The 12698-nt window shown below is 30.1% G+C and carries 14 protein-coding genes and 1 pseudogene; 11 read left to right on the top strand and 4 right to left on the bottom strand.

The features are described from left to right. Together BR30_RS0115875 and BR30_RS0115870 are read left to right on the top strand one after the other, a co-directional pair. On the top strand, window positions 1-1053 hold a 1053-nt coding region (locus BR30_RS0115875; protein WP_026565846.1), incomplete at its 5' end, for a coiled-coil domain-containing protein. 218 nt (window positions 1054-1271) lie between these two features. Next, window positions 1272-1949: a hypothetical protein gene (locus BR30_RS0115870; RefSeq protein ID WP_006097171.1), complete on the top strand. Its 678-nt coding sequence runs from the start codon at window positions 1272-1274 to the stop codon at window positions 1947-1949. Between the two features lie 308 nt (window positions 1950-2257). Here BR30_RS0115870 and BR30_RS38455 read toward each other — a convergent pair whose 3' ends face one another. After that, window positions 2258-2380: a hypothetical protein gene (locus BR30_RS38455; RefSeq protein WP_269320619.1), complete on the bottom strand. Its 123-nt coding sequence runs from the start codon at window positions 2378-2380 to the stop codon at window positions 2258-2260. Between the two features lie 1030 nt (window positions 2381-3410). Between BR30_RS38455 and BR30_RS0115865 the strand changes: the two genes are divergently transcribed. From BR30_RS0115865 to BR30_RS38880, 7 genes and pseudogenes are all read left to right on the top strand, one after another. Next, the gene (locus BR30_RS0115865; RefSeq protein WP_000434820.1) at window positions 3411-3611 is read left to right on the top strand and encodes a cold-shock protein; all 201 of its coding nucleotides are present in this window, start codon (window positions 3411-3413) and stop codon (window positions 3609-3611) included. 329 nt (window positions 3612-3940) lie between these two features. Then, on the top strand, window positions 3941-4324 hold the full coding sequence (locus BR30_RS0115860) for a DUF3796 domain-containing protein (protein ID WP_026565845.1): 384 nt from the start codon (window positions 3941-3943) through the stop codon (window positions 4322-4324). Next, entirely contained in the window at window positions 4293-4493 is a 201-nt protein-coding gene (locus BR30_RS0115855; RefSeq protein ID WP_000172689.1) for a helix-turn-helix transcriptional regulator, read from the top strand. Before BR30_RS0115860 ends, BR30_RS0115855 begins: the two co-directional genes overlap by 32 nt. Window positions 4494-4918: 425 nt before the next feature. Then, window positions 4919-5467: a MerR family transcriptional regulator gene (locus tag BR30_RS0115850; protein WP_026565844.1), complete on the top strand. Its 549-nt coding sequence runs from the start codon at window positions 4919-4921 to the stop codon at window positions 5465-5467. A 279-nt stretch (window positions 5468-5746) separates the two neighbouring features. Then, complete coding sequence (locus BR30_RS0115845; protein WP_026565843.1) at window positions 5747-6016, top strand: autorepressor SdpR family transcription factor; 270 nt, start codon at window positions 5747-5749, stop codon at window positions 6014-6016. A gap of 14 nt (window positions 6017-6030) precedes the next feature. Next, a complete protein-coding gene (locus BR30_RS0115840) occupies window positions 6031-6666 on the top strand; it encodes an SdpI family protein (RefSeq protein ID WP_026565842.1) in 636 nt (211 codons plus the stop codon). A 44-nt stretch (window positions 6667-6710) separates the two neighbouring features. Next, window positions 6711-7037: pseudogene (locus BR30_RS38880) on the top strand (DUF3967 domain-containing protein). Here the strand turns inward: BR30_RS38880 and BR30_RS0115835 are convergent. The 3 genes from BR30_RS0115835 to BR30_RS0115825 form a co-directional block, all read right to left on the bottom strand. Further along, window positions 6988-7314 carry an SdpI family protein gene (locus BR30_RS0115835; RefSeq protein ID WP_026565841.1) on the bottom strand — a complete coding sequence of 109 codons (327 nt, stop codon included), beginning with the start codon at window positions 7312-7314 and terminating at the stop codon, window positions 6988-6990. The pseudogene BR30_RS38880 and the gene BR30_RS0115835 overlap by 50 nt on opposite strands. A gap of 165 nt (window positions 7315-7479) precedes the next feature. After that, window positions 7480-8499 carry a radical SAM protein gene (locus tag BR30_RS0115830; protein WP_026565840.1) on the bottom strand — a complete coding sequence of 340 codons (1020 nt, stop codon included), beginning with the start codon at window positions 8497-8499 and terminating at the stop codon, window positions 7480-7482. Then, the gene (locus BR30_RS0115825) at window positions 8492-9046 is read right to left on the bottom strand and encodes a hypothetical protein (RefSeq protein WP_026565839.1); all 555 of its coding nucleotides are present in this window, start codon (window positions 9044-9046) and stop codon (window positions 8492-8494) included. The genes BR30_RS0115830 and BR30_RS0115825 overlap by 8 nt, the downstream gene beginning before the upstream one ends. Before the next feature lie 1051 nt (window positions 9047-10097). On the opposite strand from BR30_RS0115825, the gene BR30_RS0115815 reads away from it, so the two are divergent. Together BR30_RS0115815 and BR30_RS0115805 are read left to right on the top strand one after the other, a co-directional pair. Then, a complete protein-coding gene (locus BR30_RS0115815; RefSeq protein ID WP_026565838.1) occupies window positions 10098-11744 on the top strand; it encodes an ABC transporter ATP-binding protein in 1647 nt (548 codons plus the stop codon). A gap of 445 nt (window positions 11745-12189) precedes the next feature. Continuing rightward, the coding region (locus BR30_RS0115805; RefSeq protein ID WP_026565836.1) for a plasmid recombination protein at window positions 12190-12698 on the top strand (509 nt) is incomplete at its 3' end.

The raw sequence follows: 12698 nt of genomic DNA, 5'->3' as shown, positions 1-12698 counted from the left end.
CCGCATTTACATATTAACTATGTACCGAATTTCGAAAGTAGTCGAGGATTAACGAGGCGTGTCGGAATGGATAGAGCTTTGCAGCAACAAGGTGTAGAAGGAACGGGAAGAAAGTTAATTGCACACTGGAGAGAATTAGAAACGGCTTATATTGAGCAATTAGCGAAAGAACACATTCCGAATTTTGAACGTGCTAATGTAGGTTCTCATAAGTACATGAAAGTCCGTCAATACAAGGAATATGCAGAAGCGAAGTTAACTATTGAAAATCAAGTACAAGAAAAAGAAACAGAATTGCAAACGATTGATCATGATTTAAAAAGTGTTGCAGAAAAAACAAACGAATTACATGTAGTGAAAAAGAGTTTGGAAAGTGATGTCGTTGATACGTACAAAGAATTAGAGGTAGTGAAACAACAAGTAAAGAGCGAAAGTGAAAAGCTGAAGTTAATTGGCCAGCGTCATATAGAGTTAGAAAAAAGAGTAGAACAAATGCAAAAAGAATTAGATAGTGCTACGGATCAAGTACCAAATGAACCTGTTAAAATTTCATTTTTACGTAAAGAAGTAGTAGTAGAAGTACAGGATAAAATGTTTGGAAAAGCTGAGATTACGAAGAAACAGACAAGAAATTATGTGTTATCACCAGAACAATATCAAGAAGTAATAAAGCAAGTGAATGCAGCGGTTACTATCAAAAAGGATTATGAGCGTTTGAAAAAGACAGATTTTGTGAAAGAGAATGAGAGTTTAAAAGTCCATGCAGAGGGCTGGATGAAAGAAAATCGAACGTTGAAACAAGAAAAAAGTAAGTTGCAAAAAGAAGTTGGTGTATTAAATAAAGAAATAAGCTCGTTAAAAGCTTATATAAAGGGTTTGCAGACGAATATAAGAGTTTTGTATATACAAACGAAAAAAGTTCTTAAAGAGCAATTTAAGGTGCTTAGAGGAATTGTTAAAAATGAATTGGATAGCAAGGGAGTAGATAATCAATTTGAACGTGAACATAAGAGAGAAATAAGCAGACATCGAGATTTTGATAGGGAACGGTAAAAAAATAAGGAAACTTTGTTTTTATCTTCAAGGTTATTGAAAACGTGATAGAATGAAAAAAAAGAGCCATGCTGGAACATGACTCTTTTTATAGGGTATTCTACTAAAATACCTAGACTTCATTTATCTGATTATAGATTATCATAATTTGTTTTATAATCAAATAGCAAAAAATAGGTGTTTTTGTTGATTCCCTCAATTTAGAGGAGGATTTAACAATGAATGAAGAATTGGGACAAGCTTTAAATCAAGCTGATAGAAATGCTAGAAAAAGAGATTTTGAGAAAGATGGAAAACAAAGAGACCAAGCTGAAGAACTAAAAAAATCTCTTTTACAACAGTTAAAAGAATTAACTGGAGAAGATCATTATGTTGGAACTAATAAAGATCCATTTGCTGGAGAGCCATTTAATCAAGTAATGCACAGAAATTTAGACTTGTTGAATAGTATTGGTTATTTAACTCAAGCAGAGGAAAGTTTTTTATTTAGAATTCAAGCTTATTTGGAATTTAGAAGTAATGTTATTATTTGTAGAGATGATAAGTTTAAAAGGAAACGAAAGAGCGCTGAGGAAGATTTTGAGTTACCAAAAGCAGCAACTGTTTCTGAAATTGCTGAAATGATAGGGAAATCAAGAGAAAAAACTTCTTTGGTTATGAATTCATTAAAGAAAAAAGAAATTTTACTTAATCCGGAAGGTGCTGGACAAATTATTGAAAATGGTCGGACTGTAAGTCCTAGAACATGGGTAGTAAATCCTTACATAATGATTTGTGCACCTCGAAAAAATGAAGTAAAACTCGATAAATTAACGATGAGATTGTTTCAATATTCTTTGAAAAATCTTAAAGATCAAAATGGTAAAAAAGTAAAATTACCAGCTAGATTTTTTTAGACTGTATCAATTTGATATAGTCTTTTTTATATGTATTTTAAAGTGTTTTATCCATTTATTTACTAATTTATATTTTTTTAGGTGTGACGAAAACGTCACAAAAAGGCTTAAAAGTGTGACGAAAACGTCACACCCTAAAAAGTGTATTTAACCCAGTCATATCAAGGGATTCACACGTTTTTTGTAGATGTTCTCTATTATCACTATTATTAAAGGCTAAAAGTTCCGCAAGGAACAGGTAGTATTTTTGAGCAAATAACGCTCAAAAATCTCCACCTTCAGAAAAAGAAAAGTCGGTTCGTTAATCCTCACCTAAAGGCTATCGCCTTTTCTTTTTTTTTCTGTCCTTGCGGAACTTTTTTCGGCTGGTTTTTAGCTTTCGCCAAGCCGAACAGACCAAAAACGGGGTTAAGTTGCTCGACTTGGATCAACGATTGTACCAGCCGAATCGCCAGTTCTTCCGTTCAAGGTATTCTTCTTTTTCTATATGGAATTAACGCTATGTGGGGTTTCGCCCCCACACGACGAGCCAGCACTTACACCCAAAAACAGGGGGAAACCTAAAAAAATAAAAAAGACCAACCAAGTTATTATGTCGCAAAATTACTGGTAAATGGGCCTACATATCCTTTGACAGGTGTAGAAATCACCTCCTGTTATTTGCATGCAACGCGCAAAATAACTAGGTCCAGTTGAATATGACATGATTGCAGGAGAATTTGAGGACATTTCTACCGGTCCTAATGGTCCTGGATCGTGTATTATCGGAATGTCTGGTATAGTTGGGCAAGGTTTTATGGTACATTGTTGTTTATAATAGCAAAACGGTCTATTTCCAAAATAAACACAGTGAAGTACTGGAGAACAGTTTATACATTGCATAGTTTTTTCTCTCCCTTTAATTCATATATTAATCTAAGCGTAAATTAAGGTTTTATAAGGTATTTTAAGAGTTTTACATAGTCATTCAAATTATAGATTATGAGTAATTTATCTAATATGATTGGGTAGTTTTAAGTTTTAACTTGTCTAGGGGGAAACCCAAAGGGGAGACCGATGTCTTCTTTTCCTCTATAAAAAAAGTCCTCCAGATTGTTTAGCTGGGGGACTTTTTTGTTCACATAATTATTGTTATCAGAAGTAAAATTCAACTCGAAAATAGCTAATTTTATCAGTTGTTGAATGTCTGAAAAAAATCAAACTAATGATATTGTCGAGATTCTTTGGTTGCTTCTTGCTGTGATGACTATCATAGTGACTTTTTCTCCAGCAACCAATATTAGTGGCTAATTACCATAAGGATTTATTTTTGAAATTTGCTATTTTTTAGAAAGTATGTTAATTTAAGAAAGACCTATTTTTGTTCGGTTTGAGATTAAGAATAAATTTTGTTTTTCGTCTAAGGTATTTGAGCAAGGGTAGTAACATATGTGTGGGTATCCACACTAGGAGGCAACAATTATGGAACAAGGTAAAGTAAAATGGTTTAATGCAGACAAAGGTTTTGGATTCATTGAACGTCAAGGTGGAGAAGACGTATTCGTACATTTCTCAGCTATCCAAATCGACGGTTACAAATCTTTAGACGAAGGACAAAGTGTAACGTTTGAAGTAGAACAAGGACAACGTGGCCTACAAGCTACTAATGTTCAAAAAGCTTAATATTAGCTGATGAAAGACCCTTTTGTAGGGTCTTTTTTTGATTTTGTTATGATATTCTGAATACAACTTTTTAAGGGGATTTGGGGTGCTTAACTCTTAATGAAAAAGAAGATGTTAGGGGTATCGCCAGCATTTTGGAAAAAACCATGCTAAGCCAAAAATAAAATAAGCCGTCCATATTGGATGGCTTATTTACATAATTCCCGTTAAGGGAAGTTAAAAGTATTAGTTTGAAACAAAGATGTACTGTTTCAATTCCTTTTTATTTCGCTCTTTATGTGATATATTTATCACATAAAGAGCGAAATAAATCACAAAGGGGATCTTATATGAAAAACAAATTAGCTTACTTAGGGTTTATTGGTTTTTTAGGTTTTTTGGCACCTTTCTCATTTTTAAGTGAAAATTCGTTTTCGCCTCACTACTATTTCCTATTCTTTTTCTTTTTTTTATACGCAAAAGTTATACCAGATGAGCTTTTTATACTGCATGTTCGTATGGCCGCTACAAGGGCATTTTTTGTAACACTAGTATTTGGTAGTATGCTACTCTTAAGTGTTTCTATTTTTGAAAATGTACATGTAATTCGTTTATTTTTTGGACTTTCAATTTTAATACCGTTAGGAACTTTTCTAATTAATTTAGAAATATTTGAACATAGAGAAAAGAAAGGGATGCAGGATGACGCTGATTACTCGGATGAAAGAATATAGGGTAAAGTTAAATATGTCCCAAGGAGATTTAGCTAATAAAGTTGGAGTTAGAAGAGAAACAATTGGTAATCTCGAAAATGGAAAATATAACCCTTCATTAAAATTGGCTTACGATATTGCAAAAGTTTTAAAAGCACCTATTGAAGTGTTATTTTGGTTTGAAGATTAGTTTAATTCTAGTACAAGCGAATACAAGAGAAAAAATGATGAATGTTCTATTCACTCTCGGTTAACATAACGTCCTATTATCGGTAGCGAATCTTTTCATAGAATCCTTGTATTTACGGGGATTCTTCTTTTTTTGTCTGTTTATTTGACATGCATGATTTTATACATCGTTGATATAGCGAGGATTCTAGGGATCCTCGCTATTCTTTTTTTGCATAAAATCTTGTATATAGAAAAAAGATTTTGATGTTATTATCGAGAAGTAATACATATCGGTGTTAAAATCGGAATGTATTTCGAAATTAAATCGTTTTTAAAATCGGTTTTCATATCGGTTGCAAGTACATTCCGATTTTGATCGAAATGTTGATTTAATCGTGTTTTTTAAGTAAAAAACGTATTCCGTTTTTGGGGGAGGAATGAAAATTGGAACTAAAATCGGAAATGTATACACCGAAAATTGTTGCGGATCATGTAGGGATCACACCCGATTTGCTAAAGGTATGGTCAAACGAATTTAATATACAAACGGAGCGAAGTCAGGGAGGGCATCGCAGATACTCGAAGGAAAATATAGAAGAATTAAAAGCGATAAAAGAAAAAATACAAGCGCAAAAATGGTCTTACGATCAAGTTCGGGCATGGCGAAACGGAGAACTTGATTCGTTTGTTTCAAAAGAAGAAAAATCAGAATTAGAAAAGAAATTGAATGAAGTATTAGAAAATCAGCAGTTACAAAATCAATTTAATCAAGCACTCGTTCAAAAATTGCAAGAAATTACGAATGAATTGGTTACGACAAAAGAGCATTTAGCAAATACGGAGAAAAAGTTAACTGAAGTAGAAGGTAAAAATAGTGAATTAGAAGTTTTTATAGAGAAGAAGTTAGAGAAGCGAGATCAGTTATTGCTTGAAAACATTAGAGATATGCAGAAACAAAAACGGAAAGGTTTTTTCGGTTTGTTTAAAAATTAACTGTGGTTGCTATTCTTATAGGGTTCTAATGTCGGAAAAAGAAGAATAGAAATATAGCATACATAGAATAAGGGAATGCAGTATAGATCAGCATACAAGCATTCCCTTGCTATAATTATGTAATTCCCCTTTTTCGAGGGAATTGACAAAGAAACTCTATTCCGAATATTTAAAATGCAGATTATAACTAATTGACATAAATAGCGATCTTAGTTTAATATTTAGATAAACATCTAAATATTAAACTAAGATCGCTATTTATTGAAAGGAGCGAAGAAATTGAATCAGGCTTTTAAAGCATTATCGGATCCAACGAGAAGAAGAATTCTAGATTTATTAAAAGATTCTGATTTAACAGCTGGAGAAATTGCAGAACACTTTGATATGACAAAACCTAGTGTTTCACATCATTTAAACATTTTAAAAAATACACAATTAGTGCAAGATGAAAAAAAAGGAAAATTTATTGTTTATTCTCTTAATACTACAGTATTTCAAGATTTAATTACGTGGTTTTTTACTTTTATTGAAAAAGAACAACTTAAATAAGAAAGGTGAGTCTTATGAAGAAACATATTTTCCCTTTACTATTAATAATTTTGACTATTTTAATATGGATTATTACGTTTAATCATCTACCTTCTGAATTAATAACGCATTGGAGTATTAGTGATGATAGTATTACATATTCTGATAAATTTACAACAATGTCCTTTTTTATTGGTTTTATGATTGGTTTATATGTATTATCAATATTAGTACCAAAAATTGATCCTAAAAAAGCAAATTATGAAAAATTTTCTACAGGATATTATGCTATTTTTAATATGATGTTAGTAGTTTTGGTAATTATTAATGTAATAACTATATTGACTGGACTAGGGTATAACTTACCAATTATTACGTTGGGATATGTAATATTGGGTGGTATATTTATTATTTTAGGGAATTATTTACAACAAGTGAGACCAAACTTTTTTATAGGAATCCGCACACCTTGGACATTAAGTAGTGAAAAAGTGTGGAAAGATACTCATAGATTTAGTTCTAAATTGTTTGTAATTGCGGGTATAATAATCATTTTTGCAATGTTTATACCTACAAGTTGGACAAAACTTGTTATTTTTACAGCTGTTATTTTATGTATCGTATTATCTATCTTCTCTTCATATTGTTTTTTTAGAAAAGCTATGAAATAAAAGAACTGAACTGTATTTTGAATCGTGGACACTTAAAAAAGTTCATGATTCAGAATACAGTTTATAGGAAGTATAGAAAAAGTGATGTAATGGTATTTCTTAGGGTTATAAACTTAAAGAACGATATAGGCATGACATTAGAAAATGCAATAAAGCAAATAAGTATCATGATATCAAGAAGTTGAAGTGTTTGAAGTTGAGCACTATGCAATTGATAAAGGGATTTCAAAAGCTTATAGCGATGAATTCTAGCGAAGGCATGGTGAAGGGACCAAGACTGTGATGAAATGCTTATGCAAACAATAAGAGAAGTCCAGGAAGTTAGGAAGATGATTGCATTAAGTAAACAAACAAAGGAAAGATTGCTATAAATACTTGAATAGTATTATACATTTTTAATGTTATAAAATTAATACCTATGAAATGTTCATATATGGACAAAAACAAACTAAAAATAACAATAATTAAATAGCTTCTTATAAATAAAAATTTAAAATATTTTTGAGCCATTATCCAATTTTCTTTATTTTTCATTGAACGTTTAGTGCGATAACCAATAATTTTATTAGGATTACTATCATTACCTAAAATTTCCATGGAAACAAAAACAATGATAAATGTTACTAAAGAAATAATTAATAAGAGCATTAGTAACCTCCATTATAAATTTAGTTTATGATAATAATTAGGGGTGTATAATAAATTGTTCTTATTTTAAAATCCTCCTAAATAAACTAATTTTATAAAATAAAATTTACACCCCTTATTATTATAAAATATACATTTTTAATGAGTTAAATTTTATATCAAAAATTAAACCATAGATACAGAAGATTCTCTGAGAAGAACTTTAGCTTTGTACTTTTCCATGATTTCAGAAAAAATTGATTCGTAATTTTCAAAGATTACTTTTTGAACTTCTGGTGTGTGATACATGTATGCACAAGCTTGACACATGTGTACAAATCTAGGATATTTTATTCCACAATCCCATTCTTGTACTTTTTTTAATATTCCTTCAGCACCATCTACATAGATCCAAATTTTAAGAAAATCATTAAATTGACTCTTATAAAGATTTAATAAATTGTTTTCATCCATAATTCCCATATGCATTTCTGGTATATGTTCCATAGTTAATCCACAACAACTAACTATAGATTTATCTGGAGTAATAACTATTGCATCGAATATACTATCACATCCTGATAAATTATTAGTAAACTCCATTATATCAGGATATTCAAAAACTCTATCTTCATGGAAAGACATCCATACCGTATTCATGATTGTAATATACTTTTCAAAATCACTATTTGCAATATATTGAACATATTTTGGATGTGTTAATATATCTTTTTTACTAAATCTAGAATTAGCTGTAGTTTCTACAGCAATTGCAACTGTAATATTTAATTGAACAGCTGCAATTGCTGCATTTAAAATATTATCAATAGAAACATATACTTGATGATCATCACCTGTTGATAAATTAAGTTCTTTCAATCCCTTTTTTTGAAGTCTAATTAATTTATTTTTTGCTATTTCTATAGAATTTGCCCAAAAACCATTTGTTACACACCGAGAATTTAACCCTTTTGATTTTCCATATGCAATACCATTCTCTAAATCTTTACCAAGTAAAAAACATTCTCCTCCAGACCATACAATATATTTAACGGTTTCAATTACACTAGCTTGATCAATAAAACTTTTTATATCATTAAATGATATTCTTTTTGTCAATTTTGGACTACATTCAAAACAGCATTCTTGACAAGAAGCTGTACATTTATAAGTAGATACTATTGCTAAACTTGTAGGATTAAACATTCAATTCACCATTCAATTTTTTTAATTGAGTAGCTGCTTTTATTCTTCTATTAATTTCTAAAGCTACACCTTCACAAAAATCTTTTCCTCCTGCAATATTTGCCGCACTGATTATTTTTTTTAGTAATTTTTGTTCTTTAGTTTTTGCAATTTTAGCAACAATATCAATAACAAGCACAGCCCCAACAGCAACTGCTCCAGCAACCCATAATACATAATAAGCACTAGTTACAACTTTTGCACTCTTTGGTTCAGGTGCTGATTCATTATTTGGAGTTTCTACTCGATAAACACCTGAATCATAACCCAAATACTCTAATGAATAATTCAAAAACTCACTATATTTATTAAACGATACCATTTCTCTAACATTTTCAGAATTGGCAATATTAATAAGTACCATATCTTCATTTGGACTAACAATTTTATCAATAATTTTTTGAGTATCAACTTTCATACCAAGCGAAAAATTGCTCAATCTTTCACAATCATTGACAGTTAAACTCCCTGGCATCCCAAATGTTCTTTTTTCTGGATTTCTAAACATAATATCACTCCTATTCTTACTTTTTTTAGTAAATAATTTTATGTAATTCATATAAAATTATTTATTTCATTATATCCCTATTTTTCAAACATTGCAAAACATTAACGTTTTTTAAAAATATGTTAAATAAGTTGAGAAAAGAGGATAAAAATTATTAATAAATCATATAGAAAGAAGATTATGTTATATCTATGAAATTGAATTTTTATTCGTTTGATTTTTTTGATTGAGTCCTTTTTTTTTGTTTTTCATTGCTTTTAGCTTTTAATAATAGTGATAATAGAAGCACTTTTAAAAAGATATATAAAGCGTTGATATGATTGGTTTTATTAAGGTTTTTGGTGTTAGGAAATTTTAACACTTATTTTTTTCATGATTTTATAAAAAAGACTTCTATGCTATGTATAAGATGACAAGCAAAGAAAAAATGAGACCTTTGATATTACAAAGGATCTCGCTTTTTTTTTGCTACCTATAATGGGATGTTATGTTAATTTTAAATGAATATCATATACATCCGAAAATTATAACAAACTGATTTTTCGAAATGGTACAATAAATAAACAGATTAGATAAAAAGGTGAGGCTATATGACAAATAAGAAAAAAATTATACCAAAGTTAAATGGATTTACGATTAATTTTGCTACACGCACAGGAAAAGTGCTATGGGGAATTATTGTGCTTATTGTAATTATAAGCTGGTTTTACTATTCCTAATTAATCAAAAACTAGTGATAATCTGAACGGAGGGGGGTGTAATAATTTTTCAAGAACGAGAATTATGTAAGAAGGAGCTGTCCATATGGACGGCTTATTGTATTTTTTGCTACTTAGCATGGTTTTTTTATTACTGTTTTGGTTTTTATAACGGTTTTTTTTAGTGGGCTATGCGCAATCTAAATTATAAAGGCGGGGTGGTATAAAATGTAAATTTTCTTCGGTGGTTACAATTGCGAAATATAATTCAATAAATTCACAAAAATCAGATCGTATATTTTATATAAAACGTGATATTATGTCAAAAAGTATATTGTAGGAGGAATAATTTAATGCATACATTAAAAAAAATTTTTTTCTATAAAAAGCGATTGTTGTTTTTGATAGTTATACTGATAGCTTTTACAACGATTAGCAGTCTACCTTTACCATACTTTTCCAAATATATTATTGATGATGTTTTATTAAAAGGAAATACATCTTTGTTATATAAAATATTATTATTGACACTTTTAATTGTTATTATTCAGTTATCCATAGGGATAATAATTAGTTATTTAACATCTTCATATTCACAAAATATAGTCAAAAGCATTAGATTACATCTTCATACAAAGGTTTTGAGATCAGAGTCAAAAGAGTTGTTATCCTTGGATCCCAATCATTTAAAAACTGTTATATTCAATGACTCAGATATAGTAGGGAATAGTGTTCAAGAAATATTTTTGAGTGTGATATCTAATTCATTGCTACTTATTTTATATTTTTTTGTTTTATTAAAAATTAATTTTCAACTTGCATTAATTTCTGTATTAACTTTACCAATATTCTTTATAACATTTTACTTATTCAGAAAAAAAATCCAATCATTAAGTATGTCTGTTCAAACAAATAAGGATGTAATGTTTTCTACTCTAAATGAAAATATTAGTGGGAAGAAATTTTTACAATCTATAGAAAGTTTAAATAACCGAACATTTATTTTTCAAAAACATCTAGAAAACCTAAAAAAAAATACCGTTAAACTTGTAAGTATTAATAGCTTTTTTAGTATCTCACTTTCTTTAATATCTCTAATTGGCCCTTTTGGTATATTATTGTATGGAGTTGTACTAGTGAAAAATAATACATTAACTATTGGGGAACTTATGGCTTTCTACAGTTATGCTGCTTTGATTTATCCCCCTTTAATGGGACTTATGGGAGTTTATCCTAAACTACAAGTGTTATATGCACCTGTTTTTCGTATAAAAAACATTTTAGAGACTGAAGATTCGAATGAAAATGGTGTACTTGCTATTGAAAAAGATTGTGCTGAAAATTCTATTATTACCATTAAAAATGTTACTTATTTCACACCAAATGATAGATTAATATTTAAAGGAATTAACTTATCAATTTTAAAAGGTGACAGAGTGCTATTAAAAGGTGACAATGGTAGTGGAAAAACTACTTTATTTGAAATGATTATTGGATTGAAAAAATCATATGATGGTAACATTGAAATATTAGGTCAAAATATTAATGATTTACCTATTCAAGAAATTTTTAAAGTAGTAGCTTATGTTCCTCAAGAGAATTTTTTCTTTAAAGGTTCTATATTATACAATTTAACTTTAGGAGTATCTAATGTTGAATTGAACCAGGTAAATGAAATGATAAAAGCATTTAAATTAGATGGTTTTATAAATAGTTTAGATAATGAAATTAATACAGAAATAGACAAAGTTGTTACAAATTTAAGCAGTGGTCAAATCCAAAAAATAAAATTGATTCGTTCTTTACTATACAATCCCAAAATTTTATTGATAGATGAAGCATTTTCAAACTTAGATAATGAATCTTTAATCTCAATAACAAATTATATAAATGAGAAATTCCCTAATATGACTGTGATATTTGTTAACCATAATCATTCGAATATATTAGAACAATTCAAAAATAAAATTTATAATATATCTAACTACTCATTATACTGAATAAATCTATCTTTAATTAAGTATAGCAGAAGCAAATTTTAAAGGCAGTTGTATTGTGTCTGTCAACGGTAAGCGGACAGAATGAAGCGAAAAGCGAAATGAAGGAGCATTAAGGAGTTGATAGACTCACTATGCAACCCTTTTGTGGTTGTCAAAAGGTACCCTTTTGACCCTGCCAACCGGCGAGGGAGCCCCCTCAAAATTGAGGGGGTTGGGGGTGTTTTATAAAGGGGGCAAGGGGGAAAGTTCCCCTTGTAGGTTTGGACAAAGTCCAAGGTCCTTTGCCATGTTTTACATGGCTCGGCAAAGCCGAAAAGCGTCGCAGACCCCTATCGATTTTGATGCGGATGCGTCAAAATACCTATAGGGTTACGTTAATTGACATCATTTCGTCGCTTTGCTAGACTGATGGTATCAATTAATCTAGGGGAAGTGGTGGCACTTTATGTTAGGTTCTATCTCTTTTAATCAATCTTACCAAAGTTCATTGAGCCATAATAACAGGGAAAATATTCATGGGAATCCTGGCATCGATCCATCCAGGTTAGATGAGAATATTTATTTTGTTCAAAAGGACATCCGAAGTGTATATAAAGATGTCTTTCAAGAAGCAGTGGATAAATATAACGAGAAACAAAAACGGAATGACCGTAAAATTGATGATTATTATGACAAAATACATAAAGATGATAAGACACATGAGCAACGAGAATTAGTCGTGGCAATTGGGGAAGGTAAAGACGACTCGAAATATAGGGAAGCCAAAAAGGAAGCGTTAAAACAGTATGCAGAGGTGTTTCAAGAGAGAAATCCAAACCTAGCGGTTTATAACATGGTTTTACACGATGATGAAGCGAATCCGCATTTACATATTAACTATGTACCGAATTTCGAAAGTAGTCGAGGATTAACGAGGCGTGTCGGAATGGATAGAGCTTTGCAGCAACAAGGTGT

Source organism: Bacillus sp. UNC41MFS5, from assembly GCF_000686805.1.
This window is presented reverse-complemented; position numbering and strand designations above follow the sequence as displayed.

What these genes read in the sequence shown, in the direction of transcription:
- BR30_RS0115870 (WP_006097171.1), top strand. Translation starts at nt 1,272, where the DNA reads ATGAATGAAGAATTGGGACAAGCTTTAAATCAAGCTGATAGAAATGCT.
- BR30_RS0115865 (WP_000434820.1), top strand. Translation starts at nt 3,411, where the DNA reads ATGGAACAAGGTAAAGTAAAATGGTTTAATGCAGACAAAGGTTTTGGA.
- BR30_RS0115860 (WP_026565845.1), top strand. Translation starts at nt 3,941, where the DNA reads ATGAAAAACAAATTAGCTTACTTAGGGTTTATTGGTTTTTTAGGTTTT.
- BR30_RS0115855 (WP_000172689.1), top strand. Translation starts at nt 4,293, where the DNA reads ATGACGCTGATTACTCGGATGAAAGAATATAGGGTAAAGTTAAATATG.
- BR30_RS0115840 (WP_026565842.1), top strand. Translation starts at nt 6,031, where the DNA reads ATGAAGAAACATATTTTCCCTTTACTATTAATAATTTTGACTATTTTA.
- BR30_RS0115835 (WP_026565841.1), bottom strand. Translation starts at nt 7,314, where the DNA reads ATGCTCTTATTAATTATTTCTTTAGTAACATTTATCATTGTTTTTGTT.
- BR30_RS0115830 (WP_026565840.1), bottom strand. Translation starts at nt 8,499, where the DNA reads ATGTTTAATCCTACAAGTTTAGCAATAGTATCTACTTATAAATGTACA.
- BR30_RS0115825 (WP_026565839.1), bottom strand. Translation starts at nt 9,046, where the DNA reads ATGTTTAGAAATCCAGAAAAAAGAACATTTGGGATGCCAGGGAGTTTA.
- BR30_RS0115815 (WP_026565838.1), top strand. Translation starts at nt 10,098, where the DNA reads ATGCATACATTAAAAAAAATTTTTTTCTATAAAAAGCGATTGTTGTTT.